The organism is Pseudoalteromonas fuliginea, assembly GCF_000690055.1.
GTDB lineage: Bacteria > Pseudomonadota > Gammaproteobacteria > Enterobacterales > Alteromonadaceae > Pseudoalteromonas > Pseudoalteromonas fuliginea.
Genome location: NZ_JJNZ01000009.1, coordinates 32,378 through 50,214 on the forward strand (window position 1 = coordinate 32,378; position 17,837 = coordinate 50,214).

General features: G+C 38.7%; 17 protein-coding genes. 14 read left to right on the forward strand and 3 right to left on the reverse strand.

What is annotated here, in order from left to right:
• Nucleotides 1–15 precede the first annotated feature (15 nt).
• Nucleotides 16–996: a tRNA-dihydrouridine synthase gene (locus DC53_RS16790; RefSeq protein ID WP_007375866.1), complete on the reverse strand. Its 981-nt coding sequence runs from the start codon at nt 994–996 to the stop codon at nt 16–18.
• A gap of 225 nt (nt 997–1,221) precedes the next feature.
• Between DC53_RS16790 and DC53_RS16785 the strand changes: the two genes are divergently transcribed.
• From DC53_RS16785 to adk, 12 genes are all read left to right on the forward strand, one after another.
• The gene (locus DC53_RS16785; RefSeq protein ID WP_033028610.1) at nt 1,222–1,668 is read left to right on the forward strand and encodes an HvfA family oxazolone/thioamide-modified RiPP metallophore; all 447 of its coding nucleotides are present in this window, start codon (nt 1,222–1,224) and stop codon (nt 1,666–1,668) included.
• Between the two features lie 67 nt (nt 1,669–1,735).
• Complete coding sequence (locus DC53_RS16780; protein WP_033028611.1) at nt 1,736–2,593, forward strand: HvfB family MNIO-type RiPP peptide maturase; 858 nt, start codon at nt 1,736–1,738, stop codon at nt 2,591–2,593.
• A 36-nt stretch (nt 2,594–2,629) separates the two neighbouring features.
• The gene (locus tag DC53_RS16775; RefSeq protein WP_007375863.1) at nt 2,630–3,382 is read left to right on the forward strand and encodes an HvfC family RiPP maturation protein; all 753 of its coding nucleotides are present in this window, start codon (nt 2,630–2,632) and stop codon (nt 3,380–3,382) included.
• Nucleotides 3,383–3,454: 72 nt separating this feature from the next.
• Nucleotides 3,455–3,577: a hypothetical protein gene (locus DC53_RS22675; RefSeq protein WP_007375862.1), complete on the forward strand. Its 123-nt coding sequence runs from the start codon at nt 3,455–3,457 to the stop codon at nt 3,575–3,577.
• A gap of 159 nt (nt 3,578–3,736) precedes the next feature.
• A complete protein-coding gene (gene apt / locus DC53_RS16770; RefSeq protein ID WP_007375861.1) occupies nt 3,737–4,282 on the forward strand; it encodes an adenine phosphoribosyltransferase in 546 nt (181 codons plus the stop codon).
• A gap of 3 nt (nt 4,283–4,285) precedes the next feature.
• Nucleotides 4,286–6,874, forward strand: coding sequence for a DNA polymerase III subunit gamma/tau (gene dnaX / locus DC53_RS16765; RefSeq protein ID WP_033028612.1), 2,589 nt, complete (start codon nt 4,286–4,288; stop codon nt 6,872–6,874).
• 60 nt (nt 6,875–6,934) lie between these two features.
• Complete coding sequence (locus tag DC53_RS16760) at nt 6,935–7,261, forward strand: YbaB/EbfC family nucleoid-associated protein (protein ID WP_002962306.1); 327 nt, start codon at nt 6,935–6,937, stop codon at nt 7,259–7,261.
• A 7-nt stretch (nt 7,262–7,268) separates the two neighbouring features.
• Nucleotides 7,269–7,877, forward strand: a complete 609-nt coding sequence (gene recR, locus DC53_RS16755) for a recombination mediator RecR (RefSeq protein WP_033028613.1) — start codon at nt 7,269–7,271, stop codon at nt 7,875–7,877.
• 294 nt (nt 7,878–8,171) lie between these two features.
• Nucleotides 8,172–10,073, forward strand: coding sequence for an MFS transporter (locus DC53_RS16750; protein WP_033028614.1), 1,902 nt, complete (start codon nt 8,172–8,174; stop codon nt 10,071–10,073).
• A 4-nt stretch (nt 10,074–10,077) separates the two neighbouring features.
• The gene (locus DC53_RS16745; protein ID WP_033028615.1) at nt 10,078–10,815 is read left to right on the forward strand and encodes an RluA family pseudouridine synthase; all 738 of its coding nucleotides are present in this window, start codon (nt 10,078–10,080) and stop codon (nt 10,813–10,815) included.
• A gap of 118 nt (nt 10,816–10,933) precedes the next feature.
• The gene (gene htpG, locus DC53_RS16740) at nt 10,934–12,847 is read left to right on the forward strand and encodes a molecular chaperone HtpG (RefSeq protein WP_033028616.1); all 1,914 of its coding nucleotides are present in this window, start codon (nt 10,934–10,936) and stop codon (nt 12,845–12,847) included.
• 183 nt (nt 12,848–13,030) lie between these two features.
• Nucleotides 13,031–13,675: an adenylate kinase gene (adk, locus tag DC53_RS16735; protein ID WP_007375855.1), complete on the forward strand. Its 645-nt coding sequence runs from the start codon at nt 13,031–13,033 to the stop codon at nt 13,673–13,675.
• Between the two features lie 254 nt (nt 13,676–13,929).
• On the opposite strand, the gene tpx is transcribed toward adk, so the two are convergent.
• On the reverse strand, nt 13,930–14,511 hold the full coding sequence (gene tpx / locus DC53_RS16730; RefSeq protein ID WP_007375854.1) for a thiol peroxidase: 582 nt from the start codon (nt 14,509–14,511) through the stop codon (nt 13,930–13,932).
• A 226-nt stretch (nt 14,512–14,737) separates the two neighbouring features.
• Between tpx and DC53_RS16725 the strand changes: the two genes are divergently transcribed.
• Together DC53_RS16725 and DC53_RS16720 are read left to right on the forward strand one after the other, a co-directional pair.
• On the forward strand, nt 14,738–15,742 hold the full coding sequence (locus DC53_RS16725) for a response regulator (protein WP_007375853.1): 1,005 nt from the start codon (nt 14,738–14,740) through the stop codon (nt 15,740–15,742).
• Nucleotides 15,743–15,745: 3 nt separating this feature from the next.
• Nucleotides 15,746–16,717 (forward strand): sensor domain-containing diguanylate cyclase, encoded by a 972-nt coding sequence (locus DC53_RS16720; RefSeq protein WP_033028617.1) that lies wholly within the window; start codon nt 15,746–15,748, stop codon nt 16,715–16,717.
• Nucleotides 16,718–16,930: 213 nt separating this feature from the next.
• On the opposite strand, the gene DC53_RS16715 is transcribed toward DC53_RS16720, so the two are convergent.
• On the reverse strand, nt 16,931–17,836 hold the full coding sequence (locus tag DC53_RS16715; protein WP_033028618.1) for a universal stress protein: 906 nt from the start codon (nt 17,834–17,836) through the stop codon (nt 16,931–16,933).
• Nucleotide 17,837 lies beyond the last annotated feature (1 nt).

Consider the following 17,837-nt stretch of genomic DNA (forward strand, 5'->3'; position numbering starts at 1 on the left):
TCTATAGGCTTTAAGTTAGCTGTTATGATTTGAATCAAGTTGCGGTGCTTTGGCGTATTTATTTAATACGCTTGCCACATCTTCTTTACTTTTTAAACGTCTGATTTCATCAAATAAATCGATAGCTTGTGGGTATTGGCGTTTTAGGTAACCAAGCCATTGTTTAGTACGTGACGCAAAATATTTTTCATCCTTTGCAGGGTCTTGATGAATAGCAGAGTGGATTAAGTGATAAATAATATGCTCCCACTCAAGTCCATCGTATTGTTCATTATTTACATGAGCTTTAATTTTTTTTGCTAAATCAGGGTGCGAAAGGGCGCCACGACCAAGCATTAAATTAGTACATCCACTTCGTTTTTGGCAAAGCATTGCGTCTTCTACTTGCCAAATTTCACCATTGGCAACAACGGCAATATTTTTATCTTTTATTATTGGTGGAATTTTTTCCCAATAAGCAGGCGGATTATAGCCATCACGTTTGGTGCGAGCATGTATTGCAATGCTATTTGCTCCAGCACTGACAACCGCATCTACAATTTCTTGGCTGTTACTATCATCATCAAATCCTAAGCGGATTTTTGCACTAACTTCATGCTGATCATCTACAGCGTCTCGGACTGCTTTAATAATCGTATACATGTGGTCAGGATCTTTAAGCAGCACAGCCCCGCCTCGACTACGGTTAACCGTTTTTGCTGGACAGCCAAAATTAAGATCAACACCGTGAGAACCTAATGCTATAGCTCTAATCGCATTTTCTGCTAAAGGGTTCGCTTCTTGTCCGAGTAGTTGGATACGCACAGGCGTTCCTGCTCGCGTAAAACCATTATTATGTAATTCAGGGCAATAGCGGTGAAAAACTTTATCGGGTAAACATGTTTCAACCACTCTTACAAACTCGGTAACGCATAAATCGAACCCACCGATGTCGGTGAGTAATTGACGCATTTTAAAATCGACAACACCTTCCATAGGCGCTAAAACAAGTTTCATAAGGTGATTATTTCTGAGAAAAACAGGACGCATAGTTTACCTGTAAATCTTACATTGATAAATCTGTAATTACCGACCATATTTAATGAAATAAGTGCAAAAGCAAATATTATGAAAATAATTGAAAGTTTTTATTTTTGTGCGGGTCTACTTAAGCATACAAGCAATTTAAAAATACATTTATATTGCTGAGATTTACAATCCTTGATTAAAGAGAGTCATAAAATGAATACAGTTAGAAAAAATACAATCGCGTTAACTTTAGGTGCAGTAGTTGTTGGCTCTGCAAGTTTTGTATCTGCTGATGTACAAGCTAACCCATTTGAGTTTCAACAGTTAGTGACAGGTTATCAACTAGATGCTGCTGAAGGTAAATGTGGTGAAGGTAAATGTGGCGGCGATGCCAAAGGTAAAAAAGAAGGCAAGTGCGGCGAAGGCAAATGTGGCGGCGATGCTAAAGGCAAAAAAGAAGGCAAAAAAGAAGGCAAGTGCGGCGAAGGCAAATGTGGCGGCGATGCCAAAGGTAAAAAAGAAGGCAAGTGCGGCGAAGGTAAATGTGGCGGCGATGCAAAAGGTAAAAAAGAAGGCAAGTGCGGCGAAGGTAAATGTGGCGGCGACGCAAAAGGTAAAAAAGAAGGTAAGTGCGGCGAAGGTAAATGTGGTGGCCGTTAATATCTTATTTTAAATAAGGTATGCTAAAAGGGCCTTAAGGCCCTTTTTTGTTAAGTTAGAGGTAGTTATGACACAAACTAAAAGTATAGATTTCGGAATGGTTGGTCTTGGCCTCCGACGAGAAATGCTTAATGAACTGCTTGAACACGTACCTAATCAAGTAGATTTTTTAGAAGTTGCACCAGAGAATTGGCTAAAATTAGGTGGGCGCTTTAAGAAACAGTTTAAAACATTAACAGATGCAAATAATTTTGTGTGCCATGGATTGTCACTTTCTATCGGCTCGCCCGAGCCACTGGATGTTGAATTTGTTAAATCTTTAAAAGTTTTTTTTAAAGAGCACAATATAAAATTTTTTAGTGAGCACTTAAGTTACTGCTCTGGCGCGGGCCATATGTATGACTTAATGCCTATTCCGTTTACTCAAGATGCGATAGCACACGTTGTACCACGTATTAAGCAAGTTCAAGATATACTTGAGCAACAAATTGCGATAGAAAATGTTTCTTATTATGGTGCTCCTGGGCAGCAATTATCAGAGCTTGAATTTACGAATACTATTTTAGAGCAAGCTGACTGCAAGCTTTTACTCGATGTGAATAACATTTACGTTAATTCGATAAATCATGCCTATAACGCGCAAGCATTTTTAACAGGGTTACCTTCTGAGCGTATTGCTTATGGACACGTTGCAGGGCACTACAATGAGGCTGATGACTTAATAGTTGATACACATGGCGCAGATGTCATTGATCCTGTGTGGAAGCTACTTGATAAGGCGTACGAAGTACATGGTGTGTTTCCAACTTTGCTTGAGCGTGACTTTAATATCCCTACTATGAATGTGTTAACCAAAGAGTTGGATATAATTCATGGGCTGCAAGCTAAATACCTTAATTCAAGTGTTTCAAAACAACGAGCTTAATATAAGCCTTTATAAACATTAAAAGAGTGCCTAGTGATGAGCTTTATTGAAATACAAAACGAATTTATGGCGCATATTCGCGAGCCTAAAAAAAATAAACGGCCCAGCGGTATTGAAGATAGACGTATGGCCATTTATCGCGATCTATTTTTTAATAATATTGAAGGTTTTGTATCATCAGGTTTTCCGGTGTTAAAAACCTTATACACAGACAAACAATGGCATTCCCTCGTACGTCAGTTCTTTAGCGAATATGATTGTCATTCGCCGTACTTTTTAGATATAGCAGGGGAGTTTATTAATTACTTATCAAGTGATTATAAAATGAAAAAACACGACCCCGTGTTTATGCTAGAGCTTGCTCATTACGAATGGGTAGAGCTAGATGTATCGATTGCACATGAAGATGAGCAAGCGCAAAAATTACAAACAACAGCACTCACTAGTTCTGCTTTGTATTTATCTAACGCTGCAAGAAATTTAAGTTATCAATTTCCGGTTCAAAATATCAGCACAGAGTTTATACCTAAAGAGCCATCAACTCAGCCTAATTACTTTGTTGTATATAGAGACGAAAATGATGATGTGCAGTTTTTAGCAACAAATGCGATGACAGCTTTGCTATTGTCAATCATAGAGGTAAGTGAAGGTGCGACATTTGACAACGTTTGCCAACAGGTATTAGCTCACGCTCCACAATTTAATGCAGAGCAAATTGCTCAAGGTGCGTTGGTTACCCTTAATGCAATGGTTGAACGCGGTGTCATTGTGACAAAAAATCAAGATTAAGGTCTTTATTGATAATTTTACATCGTCTATTATGACAGCCTTATTTGCCGTGCTTAATAAAAGGTTGTACCAATGTCAGATGATAAAGACTTTAAAGATCCGTTCAACGCTACTTACTTTCTTGCATTTTTAGCTATATTTGCAGGAATTGGTTGTTTAAATGCAATTTTAGGTTGGATCACTAGCTTAACCTAAAATGCATAGCGTTTATTAAGGCTGTTGTTTACTTCAGCCTTGAACCTCTTTATTTTTAATTACCCCGCTTAAACTATAATAACGTCAAACTCGCATTTAAAGGTCAGTTAAGGTTATAATCACCTGCTTTGTAATATAAATAATTGAGCAGTTAAAATTATGACTCAAGTAACACCAGCAATTATCAAAAACAGCATCACTACAATTGCTGATTATCCAAAAGCGGGCATTATGTTTCGCGATGTAACTACTTTAATGGCAAATCCAGAAGCCTTTAAAGCCACAATTGACGCTTTTATCGCTGAATATAAAGATCAAGGTTTTACTAAAATAATTGGCACAGAATCGCGTGGCTTTATTTTTGGTGCGCCGTTATCTTACGCGTTAGGCATTCCCTTTATTCCAGTACGTAAACCAGGTAAGTTGCCGCGCGAAGTTATTCGTCAAGATTACTTGCTAGAATACGGTGAAGATACATTAGAGCTGCATGTAGATGCAATTGTACCTGGCGATAAAGTATTGTTAGTGGATGATTTATTAGCTACTGGCGGTACAATTGAAGCCACTGCTAAATTAGTTCATAAACTAGGTGGCGAAGCTACAGATGCAGCATTTGTTGTGTCATTACCAGAACTAGGTGGCGAGCAGCGCATCAAGAAAATGGGTATTAAAATCCTAAAATTGGTTGAATTTGAAGGCGAGTAATCGATGAGTTATCAGGTTCTAGCGAGAAAATGGCGTCCTCAAACCTTTCATGAATTGGTTGGGCAGTCTCATGTTAAGCAAGCGCTTGTAAATGCGCTTACACAAAATAGACTGCATCACGCTTATTTATTCACTGGAACCCGCGGTGTGGGTAAAACGACCATTGCGCGTATTTTTGCTAAAAGCTTAAATTGCGACGAAGGTATATCTGCAAATCCGTGTGGTCAATGTAGCAGCTGTTTAGATATAGAAGCAGGACGCTATATTGACTTACTCGAAATAGATGCGGCTTCTCGAACTAAAGTAGAGGACACCCGCGAAATACTCGATAACGTTCAATATGCGCCAACGCGTGGACGTTATAAAGTATATCTAATCGATGAAGTTCATATGCTCTCAAAGCACAGTTTTAATGCACTTTTAAAAACGCTTGAAGAACCACCAGAGCATGTGAAATTTTTATTAGCGACGACCGATCCACAAAAGTTACCAGTTACTATTTTATCTCGTTGTTTACAATTTAACTTAAATGCCTTGTCGCAAAGTGAAATTAAAGCACAGCTTGAGCACGTACTTACTCAAGAACAGCTCAGCTATGACAATGATGCACTTAGTATTATTGCAAAAGCCGCTGACGGCAGTATGCGTGACGCACTGAGCTTAACCGATCAAGCTATAGCACAAACAAATGGTGATATTAATAATCAAGCAGTACAAACAATGCTTGGTTTGATGGATACACATTATAGCCAAAGCCTATTAGCTGCACTACTTGCCCAAGATGGCACAGCTTTAATGAGCGAAATAGCACACGTTGCGAGCAGAAACCCAAACTATATTGCCTTACTTGATGATTTAATTGCGTTAACACATTTAACTCAACTGACTCAATTAGTACCACAGGCAGCAGGGCTTGATGAAACGAACGCTGATTACATAACGCACGTTGCACAGCATACGAGTCCGCAACAAATACAAATTTATTACCAGTTACTTTTAAACGGTAAAAAAGATTTACAATGGGCACCAGAGCCTAGATTAGGTTTTGAAATGCTTATGCTAAGATTATTAGCATTTAAGCCTACAGATGCCCAACAAGTTGTCCACACAGCCAACGAAGAGCCCGTCCAAAATAAACAAGGCCGAGCAAATGCACTGCGAGATATATTAAATAAAAACAAAACATCGCAAGACACCGTAGCTAGCCAAAGCAGTGCTCCAGTAAATAATACTAAGCCAGTTAGCAATACAGAACAGCCTAGAGCCGTTGAGATAGAGCCTTTACCTAATGCTGCCGCTCAGACATCAAATAATGACGTCGTGCAAAGTAATAATGAGCCAGCCCAAGTTGCAGTAGTTCAACCAGTTCAACAAAGTGAAAACGCTTCAAAGCAACAGGCTTCAGCTAATGAGCCACCGCAAACCAATGTTGTTTCGGATGCTCAAACACAGCATCAAAGTGAAGATGAAGCTTACATGCAACACAGTGATGTAGAGCAAACATTGGCCGCGCAGTTTGATGATGTGATGAGTAGCGCTGTTGATCAGGGGTTTAATCCACAAAAGGATATAAGTGCTAATCAGCAAAATCATTTGCCGGAACACTCAACAAGTATTGAAAAAAATAGTTTTGACCCGCAATCAGACTTGCAAAACCAGCAACAACACGATGAAAATGCTTCGATAGTTGAACGCGAGGCAAAAGCGCAATCGGCTATTGCGCGCATATTGCGTGATCGTAATATATCAGGCTCAGGAAAGCTTTCTGGGACAAACTTAAATACGGCAAAGGCTAGTTCATCAAACGTATCTAACAGTACTGTTATTAGCCGTACTCATAATGTCGGTGCAGTGCCAAAAAATGAAAATACAGTGGCTCAGTCAGCTGAGCGGCCAAATAGCGCTGTATCACAAAACCATAAGTCAGTACCTACACAGTCAGACAACCCGCCTTGGGCTACTGATACAGTAGGTGAAAGTGAAAAAAAGCCACCGCTCCCAGTAACGGGGAGCCAAACACCGGCTAATAATCAAGGTTTTGACAAACCTGAAAAAATAGATTTTAAAGCAAAGCACCAAACAATTACTGAAAATCTAGCGCCAGAGCTGCTTGAGCAAATAAACCCTCAAAAAGTACCTGAAGCAGCGCCCGAGGAAATTAGCATTCCCGTGCCTGATGATTTTCAAAGTCCAATTAGTGAAATTAGGTTTGCACACCAACAAGATGAGTGGGCTTATTTAATTAAACGTATGGGACTGGGCGGTCGTATGCGCCAATTTGCGTTGCATTCAATATTTACCAAGCAAGGCAACAGTTTACATATAGATGTTGATGAATCTCAAAAGCATTTAGATACACCGATGCTTCGCCAAAGGTTAGATGCCGCATTGTCGAGTATTTATGAACATAACGTGTCGTTAAGTATTAATTTTGCTAAGGGAGTTATTGATTCTCCTTATCTTATTCAGCAAAAAATTGATGCAGGTCGTCATCAACAAGCAATCGATGTGATCACATCGGATGAAAACATAGTACAATTTCAGCAAGTATTTAGCGCCGAAATTGACGAAAACAGTATTCAGGCATTGTAATTACTTACAATCGCCCTTATGTTCATGTTAATTAATGTATTAAAAGAAAGAGAGAAAGTTATGTTTAAAGGTGGAATGGGCAACATGATGAAGCAAGCGCAGCAAATGCAAGATCGCATGCAAAAAGCCCAAGACGAAATCGCAACTCTTGAAGTTGTTGGTGAAGCCGGTGCAGGTTTAGTTAAAGTAACTATGCTTGGTAACCACAATGTACGTCGTGTTCAGCTTGATGAGAGCTTAATGGAAGACGACAAAGACATGATTGAAGACTTACTTGCAGCAGCATGTAACGATGCTGTACGCCGTGTTGCAGAAGAAACACAAGAGCGCATGGGTAAAGTAACTGGCGGTATGCAATTACCACCAGGTATGAAAATGCCGTTTTAAGTAAATAATGCAACTTTCAGATAGTTTAAATCAGCTTATAGAAGCACTGCGCTGTCAACCGGGCATTGGTCCAAAGTCAGCGCAACGTATTGCCTTTCATTTATTAGAGCGCGACCGAAAGGGAGGCACTCAGCTGGGCAATGCATTGACTAAAGCAATGACCGCCATAGGGCATTGCCAGTCTTGTCGCACCTTTTGCGAACAAACGCAATGTGATATTTGTTTAAGTACAAAGCGCCAAGACAGCGGCATATTATGTGTTGTTGAATCGCCTACTGATGTGCTTGCTATTGAGCAAACGGGTCAGTACTTAGGGTTATATTTTGTTTTAATGGGTCATTTATCGCCAATTGACGGTATCGGCCCTAAAGAAATTGGCTTAGACGTTTTAGAGCAAAAACTTGCTCAAGGCGTTATTAATGAGGTTATTTTAGCGACCAACCCTACCGTTGAAGGTGAAACTACTGCTCATTATATTGCGCAGCTTTGTCATAAATATAAAGTAGATGCCTCGCGTATTGCTCACGGTATTCCTGTGGGGGGCGAGCTTGATTTGGTTGATGGTAGAACGCTGATGCATGCCTTTAGTGGCAGACGCGCTGTTACTCAAGACTAACTTAAAGTCACTATTTGAAAACATATTGTAAAAGCCTACATGATTAACTTATGTAGGCTTTTTGTTTTTAAGGTAAGCTTAGAAGCAGTCTAATACCAATCCGCAATAATACTTAATCATTTTGCGGGGCTAAACGTGTCGCTACCTGCGTTAAAAAGTTCTCAGTTAGAGCAACTAAATAGCGAATTTTTGCCTAGCTATCAACACGTTTTTCCGCCCTAAAAGTAGATCATTTAATTAAACGAATTGGTATAATATATTTTTGGGCTATGTCTCTAATTCGTAAGGAATACAATGAAAGATAATCAACCCTACCAAGGTACACTACTGGGTAGTAAGCGTTTTTTACCGCTTTTTATTACGCAGTTTTTCTCAGCAATAAACGATAACGTGTATAAGCAATCAGTGCTTATTCTATTGATATTTCAGGCTGCAACGCTTGCAGATGGCGCACTTTATTCAAATATTGCTGCTGGGTTATTTATCCTACCTTTCTTTTTATTTTCAGGGATGGCGGGGCAGCTTGCTGAAAAAACAGAAAAATCCAAACTTATCAGAATCGTAAAACTATTTGAAATCCCTATTATGGTTGTAGGGGCAGTCTCTATTTTAACTCAGTATGTGTGGTTAATGTTAGCCACCGTATTTTTAATGGGTGTACAAAGTACGTTTTTTGGGCCATTAAAATACTCTATTTTACCCCAGCACGTAGCACCTAGCGAATTAACAAAAGCGAATGCCTTGGTTGAATCGGGCACGTTTGTAGCAATACTGATTGGTACAATTTTTGGCACTTACTATATTACTCAATCGGTAGGTCCTACGCTTATAAGTATTGCCGTATTAGTACTGGCCGTTATGGGGTATGTGAGCAGTCGCTTTATACCCATTAGTGAGGCAAACGAGCCTAACTTAAAATTCACCTATAATATATTTTCATCCACAAAAAACGTATTTTCAGCACTTAATTCGCAAACAGAATCGGTTGGTAAATCAGTCCTTGGGATCAGTTGGTTTTGGTTAATTGGCGCAATTATTTTAACGTCCCTACCAAATTATGTAAAACACACAATGGGCGGCGATGAACTGGTTGTAACTAGCGCGCTTGTTGTGTTTTCACTAAGTATTGCTATTGGTTCGTTATTGTGTGAAAAGCTTTCTCGCTCTCGAATAGAATTAGGAATTGTGCCTTTTGGCGCTATTTTAATTACCTTGTTTTTATATTTACTGAGCCAAGAGCCCGCTATTAGTACCTATAAACCTCAAAATACTGAATTATTAACACTCGAACAGGTATTGAAAACAGGCGATATGATGTGGCATTTCATATGGATGGCAGGCATAGGCATTGGCGCCGGTTTTTACACTGTACCGCTATATGCGCTTATTCAACAACGGACTGAAGAAGCGAGTCGATCACGAGTAATAGCGGCTAACAATGTATTAAATGCCTTGTTTATGGTCGGTAGTGCTGTTTTAAGTATTGTCACGTTGTCTATTTTTCAGTGGAGTATTTCAGAGCTATTATTGCTACTTGCGGGGCTAAATTTACTTATTTCTGCTTATATTTATACTAAAGTACCTGAATTCTTTTTACGCTTTGTTATTTATATTTTGGCCATTTGTATGTACAGAGTGCGTACTAAAGGTGAAAGTAATATACCTGATGAAGGCGCTGCTGTTATTGTGTGCAACCACGTGAGTTTTGTTGATTGGATGTTTATTTTAGCCGCCTCACCAAGGCCTATTCGATTTATGGTATTTGCCCCTATTTATTATTCGTCAGCTCTGCATTGGTTATTTAAAATGGCTAAAGCTATTCCCATTGATAGTGAAAAAACCAATCCTGAAGCGTTTAAAAAAGCGTTTGATGAAGTGGCTGCTGCGCTTGAAAAAGGCGAGCTTGTTGGTATTTTCCCTGAAGGAAAACTAACCAGTGACGGCTCAGTGGATATCTTTCGCCGTGGAATAGAGCGTATTATTGAACGCTCACCTGTGCCCGTTATTCCTGTGCATTTAGGGGGCTTGTGGGGGAGTATGTTTAGCCGTAAAGCTAAGTGGCAATTACCGCGATTAAAATGGTCTTTGGTGTCGGTTGCAGTGGGTGGCCCGATTGCAGCTGACAAAGTAGTAGCAGACGATTTACGTGAGCATGTTTTAGCTTTGAAAGCGCTTCACTCTAAAGGTGTTGATTAATTTAATGATTAATTTAATAGATAACTCAACATCGCATACACCTTCAGAGCCACATATTATTGTTGATGATTTTGTAGCGCCTAAGTGCGACGGGTTTATTGAAATATTATATCGAGATGATGATATTTTATTGATCAATAAACCCAGTGGGTTATTGAGTTTGTCGGGCAAAAATACGCTTAATTGGGATTCAGTGCATTACCGTTTAGTACATGGTCAAAAAGGGTTAACAGCCGCTTTTGCTGAGGCTAAGTTACCGCATCGGCTAGATTTGGGTACATCGGGCATTATGATTGTTGGATTAAACGCGATTGCGTCAAAGCATCTTAATAAACAGTTTCAGGCACGTACTATTCAAAAGCGTTATGTAGCAATGCTTGAAGGGTGCTTGGCTGTTAGTGAGGGGGAAATTACTGCACCAATAGCAAAAGATAAGCTGCTTTTTCCGCGAGTTAAAATTTGCCAATCGACTGGCAAAACCGCAGTCAGTGAATATAAAGTACTGGAACGGCTAAAACAACCATACAGAACCTTAGTGCAATTTACGCCAGTTACTGGGCGTACTCATCAATTGAGAATACACAGCCAGTTTATAGGCCACCCTATTTTAGGTTGCGATTTATATAAAAGTGCGCAAAGTGAAAATATGGCAGGACGCTTACAATTACATGCCAGCGATTTATATTTTGAGCACCCCGTCAGCGGCGAGAAAATTCATATTAATTGCCCGCACTCGTTTTAAATAAATTTATGGTTCTTTGTTTTCGTTTCACCTTTTTTAAATTTTTCCCTTGAAGTTCTAACACCTCACCCCATATTAAGTGCATAACGCAGACACTTTGCAAATTGGAGATATATAAATGACTGCAGCACAAAAAGAAACATTAGGCTTTCAAACAGAAGTAAAACAATTATTAAACTTAATGATTCATTCTCTTTATTCTAATAAAGAAATATTTTTACGCGAACTTGTGTCAAACGCATCAGATGCGGCAGACAAGTTACGCTTTTTAGCGCTATCTCAAGGCGACCTTTACCAAGGTGATGCCGATTTACGTGTTCGTATTAGCGCAGATAAAGAAGCAAATACAATTACCATTTCTGATAATGGTATTGGTATGACACGTGATGAAGTAATAAGCTCATTGGGTACTATTGCAAAGTCGGGTACTGCTGAGTTTTTCAAAAACTTAACGGGTGATCAAAGTAAAGATTCACAATTAATTGGTCAATTTGGTGTTGGTTTTTACTCAGCATTTATTGTTGCCGATTTAGTAACTGTTCGTACACGTAAAGCCGGTGAAACAACCGCTTACGAGTGGGAATCTCAAGGTGAAGGCGAATACACGCTTCAAGAAATTGAAAAAGAAGGCCGTGGTACCGACATTATTTTACATCTTCGTGATGAAGAAAAAGAATTTGCTGACGATTACCGCCTGCGTGGCATTGTTACTAAATACTCTGATCATATTTCTACCCCAGTACAAATGTTTAAAGCAGAAGTACCAGAGTCTGAAGGCGAAGACGGCGAAAAAATTCCAGCAGTACTAGGTGAGTGGGAAAGCATTAACCGCGCAACTGCATTGTGGACGCGTGATAAGTCAGAGCTTTCTGATGAAGAATACAAAGAGTTTTACAAGCACGTAAGCCACGACTGGGAAGATCCACTTAGCTGGGCACATAATAAGGTTGAAGGTAAAACTGAATACACGAGCCTTTTATACATCCCTAAAAAAGCACCTTTCGATTTATGGAACCGTGAACGTCAAAGTGGCTTAAAACTTTACGTACAACGTGTATTTGTAATGGATGATGCTGAGCAGTTCATGCCAAGCTACCTTCGCTTTGTAAAAGGGTTACTAGATTCAAACGATTTACCTCTAAACGTATCTCGCGAAATTCTACAAGACAACAAAGTAACGCAAGCTATTCGTAAAGGGTGTACATCGCGCATTATTAAAATGCTTGAGCGTATGGCTAAAAACAAAGCTGACGATTACCAAGTATTTTGGAATGAGTTTGGTCAAGTAATGAAAGAAGGCCCAGCTGAAGATGCGGCAAATAAAGAAGCTATTTGTAAGCTACTTCGTTTTTCTTCGACACACACTGACTCAGAAACACAAGATGTGTCGCTTGAGCAATATGTTGAACGCATGAACGAAGGCCAAGACAAAATTTACTACGTAGTAGCTGATACATTCACCGCTGCGAAAAACTCACCGCATTTAGAGATTTTCCGCAAAAAAGGCATTGAAGTATTGTTACTAAGTGACCGTGTTGACGAGTGGATGATGAGCCACTTAACTGAATTTGCTGATAAGCAACTACAGTCAATCACACGTGGTGATTTAGATTTAGGTAAGCTTGACGACGAAGAAACTAAAAAAGCGCAAGAAGAGTCTGAAAAAGAAATGGCAGGCCTTGTTGAACGTATTAAAACAGCACTTGGTGATGACGTTAAAGAAGTGCGCTTTACGCACCGTCTAACAGATTCTCCAGCATGTGTTGTAAGCGATGACAACGACATGAGCTCACAAATGCAAAAGCTAATGGAATCTGTGGGCCAAGCAGCCCCTGAAGCAAAACCTGTGTTTGAGCTAAACCCAGAGCATCAACTTGTTAAGCACTTAAATGACGAACAAGATGAAGATAAGTTTGCACAGTGGTCACATGTTTTACTAGACCAAGCATTACTTGCAGAACGCGGTACACTTAAAGATCCAACAGGATTTGTTACTCGCTTAAATAAACTAATGCTTGAACTAAGCAAATAGCTATTTACTCAGTTAATAAAGTATAAATTATGTACTTTAAAAAAAAGGGAACGTGTGTTCCCTTTTTTAATGCCCTGTAAACACCCCAACGGCTCATCAATTAGTATAAGTTGCTTGAGTATCGGCGGCGCTTGTGGAAGAATTCAGGCTTTAAAATAAATATCCATACTAGGGGACAATAATATGCGCATTATTCTTTTGGGCGCGCCGGGTGCAGGTAAAGGTACTCAAGCTCAGTTTTTAATGGACAAATACGGTATTCCACAAATCTCTACTGGCGATATGTTACGTGCAGCAATTAAAGAAGGCACACCACTAGGTCTAGAAGCAAAAAAAGTAATGGATGCTGGTCAACTAATTTCTGATGATATTATTATTGGTTTAGTAAAAGAGCGTATTACTAAAGCGGATTGTGAGAAAGGCTTTTTACTTGATGGCTTCCCGCGCACAATTCCTCAAGCCGATGCAATGAAAGAAAATGGCGTAGTGGTTGATCACGTTATTGAATTTGACGTGGCTGACGAAGTGATTGTTGAGCGTATGGGCGGACGTCGTGTTCATCCTGGTTCTGGTCGTGTTTACCATGTTGTTTATAATCCACCAAAAGTGGAAGGTAAAGATAACGAAACTGGGGATGACTTAATTGTTCGCGCAGACGATACTGAAGAAACAGTACGTAAACGTTTAGGTATTTACCACGAGCAAACTATGCCGTTAGTTGATTACTACCAAGCAGAAGCGGCGGCTGGTAACACTCAATATCACAAACTAGATGGTACGCAAGCTGTTGAGGCTGTAAGTTCACAACTTGGTGAGCTTTTAGGTTAAATTTAAAAGCCTATTAAAAAACCGCCAATTGGCGGTTTTTTGTTTTAAGTCTAGAATACTTAATCAATTTGAGAGATTAAATATGACGTTAACAGCGTTAAAAATTCTGATATACGACGGCATGGATGCCGAAAGTAGAGCAATGCAGGAGCAATTAGTGATAACAACTCAATAACGAATTTTTTGCCTTGTCATGGATACGATTTTCTTATCTAAAAATAGATCACTTAATTAAGCGAATGGGTATATTAACTTTACAGCGTTTTAAGCTTCTCAATTACGCTGTTGTATTCTGGTTCAGTTGAAAGGCTACTAACGAGTTGTTTATAAATAATGCTGTGGTTTTCGTCTAATATTATTACTGAGCGAGTTAGTAACCCCATATCTTTAATAATTAACCCATATTTTTGGCCAAAATCGCGCCAAACAGAATCAGATAATGTAGTTATTTTGTCTATGTTCTCAGCTTTGCAAAATCTTTTTTGAGCGAATGGCAAATCGGCACTAATAGTAAGCATTACAACTGCAGGAAATTGCGTCGCAACTTTTTCGTTAAAGTGTTTTGTTTGTAGACTACAAATACCTGTGTCTAAACTTGGTACTACACTAATTAAAATAGCTCGGCCCTTATAATTATCCAGTGTGACAGGTGTAAAGTTTCCATCGACAACTTTAAAATTAGGTGCGTTATCACCAACTGATACACCTTTACCGAGTAAAGTAACCGTCTTACCCTGTGCAGAGACTTTACCTATATCGAGAGTGTTTTCTGGGATATCAGAAGCGAAAGCCATAGAACAAAAAATACTTAAGGCAAAAGTTAATGAGCGGAGCATAGGAGTTTCCTTTTTAAATTAACGCAATAGGCGTCAGTGTATTATACTGCGTTGGAGTAACCAAGGTATTATCTGTCTCTCTATAAAATTGGTAATGATTCAGTCATATAAAAAAACTGTAAATAGGCTATACTTTGGTTAACATGCAGTTACAAAAATATCTTCTATAATAAAAATGCGTGTATCACTTTTGGTATGTATAACTGGTTAAAAATAGAGAGATAGTATGTCAACATCTGTATTAATATGTGATGATTCAAAATTAGCGAGGCGTCAATTAGCCCGTTCTCTACCTGATGATTGGGATATTAAAGTTGAATTTGCGATAGATGGTGTTGATTGCATCAAACAAATAAAGTCAACTGAACCTGAAATCCTTTTCCTTGATTTAAACATGCCAGAAATGGATGGCTATGAAGTTTTAATGGCCATGAAAGAGCTTGGGCTCAATATACTTACAGTTGTAGTTTCAGGTGACATACAGCCTAATGCTCATCAAAGAGTGCTTGAACTGGGGGCTATCGATTTCATCCAAAAGCCATGTTCCCCTCAAAAATTAGCCGATATTATTGAACACCATGGCATTAAAGATAAAGCCATGCGTGAACGTCTTTCTCATTCTCTAGGTGAGCAAGTAGACCCAGATGTGCGAGATATATACCAAGAGCTAACTAATGTTGCTATGGGTCAAGCCGGTGATTTACTTGCGCGATTACTTAATGTGTTTGTTGAGCTGCCAATCCCAAATGTGAATATCTTAGAGGTTAGTGAACTCGATATGGCGCTACGCTCTATTGATAATAATGCAACCACTTCTGGAGTTTGTCAGGGATTTATTGGAGGAGGTGTATCTGGAGAAGCATTATTATTACTTAATGACTCTAGCTTTAAAGAGATAGCCTCACTGATGAATTACGATGGTGAGCTTAATGACAAAGTGGAACTTGAGTTACTTATGGATATAAGTAATATTTTAATCGGGGCTATTTTGACTGGTCTTTCAAAACAACTCGATATGTCGTTTAGCCAAGGTCATCCTATCGTACTTGGCCAGCACAGAGATGTATCTGAATTAGTGAAAGCGAATAAGTCGCGCTGGCAGCGTACGCTTGCTATAGAAATTAGCTATGGTATTGAAAATCACGATATTAACTGTGACCTTATGCTGTTATTTACTGAAGATTCACTTAAAACTTTGAAATACAAAGTTGCTTACCTATTAGAAGACTAAGTTATGGCTGCTGATTTAGATATGAATGAAATCCATTGGTTAATGGATATGTTTAACACCGTTGATGTAGGTTTAGTTGTACTCGACAGGGAGTATAAGGTGTGTGTGTGGAATGGTTTTATGGAAAACCATTCGGGGTTATTACCAAGTGCTGTAAAAAATAAAGATTTATTTGATTTATTTCCTGCTATAGATGAAAAGTGGTTTAGAAGTAAATCAGAGCCAGTATTTGTACTAAAAAATCGCTCGTTTACCATTTGGGAACAACAACCCTATATATTTCGCTTTAAAAACTATCGCCCAATTACTGGCAAAGCTGAGTATATGTATCAAAATGCGACATTTATACCGCTTACTAATATACGAGCAGAAGTTAGCCATATTTGTATCATTCTTTATGATGTAACTGATATTGCAGTTAACAAAAAAGAGTTAGAAGAGCTAAATAAAAGACTTGAGCAAGTAAGCCAAACCGATGGCTTAACGACGTTATACAATCGTGGTTATTGGGAAAGTATGCTTAAGCAAGAGTATTTACGAACAAAACGTAATGCAGGGTGTAGCTCTCTGTTAATGTTTGATATTGATCACTTTAAAAAGGTGAATGATAAGCATGGTCATAGTTGTGGTGATGAGGCGTTACGCCATATTGCAAAGTTATTACGTACCACATTACGTGAAACAGATATTGCTGGACGTTACGGTGGTGAAGAGTTTGTATTAACTCTACTTGATACCGATAAGCAAGGGGCTGAAATATTTGCTGAGCGCTTAAGGGTGTTGATTGAATCAAGCCCTGCCTTTTATAAAAATGTTGAAATCAAGATGACAATAAGTATCGGAGTTGCGTGCTTTAGTAATGAATTTAAAGATCATGAACGTTGGATTGAAGCCGCTGACAGGGCTCTTTACTTTTCTAAAAATAATGGACGCAATAAAGTCACTGTTTTTGATGATATAAAAAATGACGCTTAAGCATCATTTTTATTAATCACTCTTTATACCAATGCGCAATAATATTTAATTAATTTGAGTGATTAAATCTGACGTTAACTGCGTTAAAAACTTCTGATATACGACTGCATGGATGCAGAAGGTAGAGCAATGTAGGAGTAATTAGCGATAACAACTAAATAACGAATTCTTGCCTTGTTATTGATACGATTTTATTACCTCAAAATAAAGCACTTAATTAAGAAAATTGGTATTAAATTGAGTGGGGGGTAAAATAAGTAAATCGGTTTTAAGTAAGCGCATTATTTTTTCTGCTGTGTTGCCAATAAGCTTTCCCTTAATACCCACGTTGCCTACTGAGCCAATAATCACTAACTCAGCATCAAGTTTTGCTGCCAAGCTTGGTATGACTTGCTCCGCTAAGCCCGCTTTAATGTGTAATTTATCACGCAAGTTGTATTCATTAATCAGATCACGTTGCAGTGCCGGTAATTTTTCGAATGCATTGAGTACTTGTTCATCTGAAAATACAATGCCTAAGTCTCTCAAAATAGGTGAGACGTGCACGGTATAACATGCATAAAATTCGCAGCCCTCTGAGTTAGCATAATCTAAGCCACAGTTAATAATAGCTTTATTTAACTGATGCTTAGATGCCTTTTCGCTGCCTAAATCAAGAGCAGCTAACACATTACAGTTATTTCTCCATTTATTATCTGCGGCCAAATAAAGTGGTATTGGTGAAAATCGAATAAGCTGCCAGTCAAGTTCGCTAAATTGAGTTTGAGCATCAATATGCCTAGTTTTTATTGCCATATCATAATTAGTTGCGTTTATTTCGTTATTTAACCATTGCTCTGGTGATTCATGCCAAACCGTTTGAAATGTATACTCACAATCAGTTAGCTCTTTTTTTAATAGAGGTTCTAATGTTGCTCTGAGTAATGAAAGTTGTTTGTCTTGAATCGCAAGTACTTGCTCTGGTGATAATGAAAATAATATATTACCAGTGTCTTCATAGCTAAACGCAACAATATCAATATGTTTACTGTCTTGTAGTGCTTTTTGTTTTGCGTGTAATAATGCTGTTTTTGCACAATTTACTGAGTCGATCAGTACGAGAAGCTTTTTCTTATCCATT

Excerpts from the sequence above, each read along its gene's own strand:
- DC53_RS16750 (WP_033028614.1), top strand. The coding sequence starts at position 8,172 with ATGAAAGATAATCAACCCTACCAAGGTACACTACTGGGTAGTAAGCGT.
- apt (WP_007375861.1), top strand. The coding sequence starts at position 3,737 with ATGACTCAAGTAACACCAGCAATTATCAAAAACAGCATCACTACAATT.
- DC53_RS16775 (WP_007375863.1), top strand. The coding sequence starts at position 2,630 with ATGAGCTTTATTGAAATACAAAACGAATTTATGGCGCATATTCGCGAG.
- DC53_RS16720 (WP_033028617.1), top strand. The coding sequence starts at position 15,746 with ATGGCTGCTGATTTAGATATGAATGAAATCCATTGGTTAATGGATATG.
- DC53_RS16715 (WP_033028618.1), bottom strand. The coding sequence starts at position 17,836 with ATGGATAAGAAAAAGCTTCTCGTACTGATCGACTCAGTAAATTGTGCA.
- DC53_RS16745 (WP_033028615.1), top strand. The coding sequence starts at position 10,078 with ATGATTAATTTAATAGATAACTCAACATCGCATACACCTTCAGAGCCA.
- recR (WP_033028613.1), top strand. The coding sequence starts at position 7,269 with ATGCAACTTTCAGATAGTTTAAATCAGCTTATAGAAGCACTGCGCTGT.
- dnaX (WP_033028612.1), top strand. The coding sequence starts at position 4,286 with ATGAGTTATCAGGTTCTAGCGAGAAAATGGCGTCCTCAAACCTTTCAT.
- DC53_RS16780 (WP_033028611.1), top strand. The coding sequence starts at position 1,736 with ATGACACAAACTAAAAGTATAGATTTCGGAATGGTTGGTCTTGGCCTC.
- adk (WP_007375855.1), top strand. The coding sequence starts at position 13,031 with ATGCGCATTATTCTTTTGGGCGCGCCGGGTGCAGGTAAAGGTACTCAA.
- tpx (WP_007375854.1), bottom strand. The coding sequence starts at position 14,511 with ATGCTCCGCTCATTAACTTTTGCCTTAAGTATTTTTTGTTCTATGGCT.
- DC53_RS16760 (WP_002962306.1), top strand. The coding sequence starts at position 6,935 with ATGTTTAAAGGTGGAATGGGCAACATGATGAAGCAAGCGCAGCAAATG.
- htpG (WP_033028616.1), top strand. The coding sequence starts at position 10,934 with ATGACTGCAGCACAAAAAGAAACATTAGGCTTTCAAACAGAAGTAAAA.
- DC53_RS16785 (WP_033028610.1), top strand. The coding sequence starts at position 1,222 with ATGAATACAGTTAGAAAAAATACAATCGCGTTAACTTTAGGTGCAGTA.
- DC53_RS16790 (WP_007375866.1), bottom strand. The coding sequence starts at position 996 with ATGAAACTTGTTTTAGCGCCTATGGAAGGTGTTGTCGATTTTAAAATG.
- DC53_RS22675 (WP_007375862.1), top strand. The coding sequence starts at position 3,455 with ATGTCAGATGATAAAGACTTTAAAGATCCGTTCAACGCTACTTACTTT.
- DC53_RS16725 (WP_007375853.1), top strand. The coding sequence starts at position 14,738 with ATGTCAACATCTGTATTAATATGTGATGATTCAAAATTAGCGAGGCGT.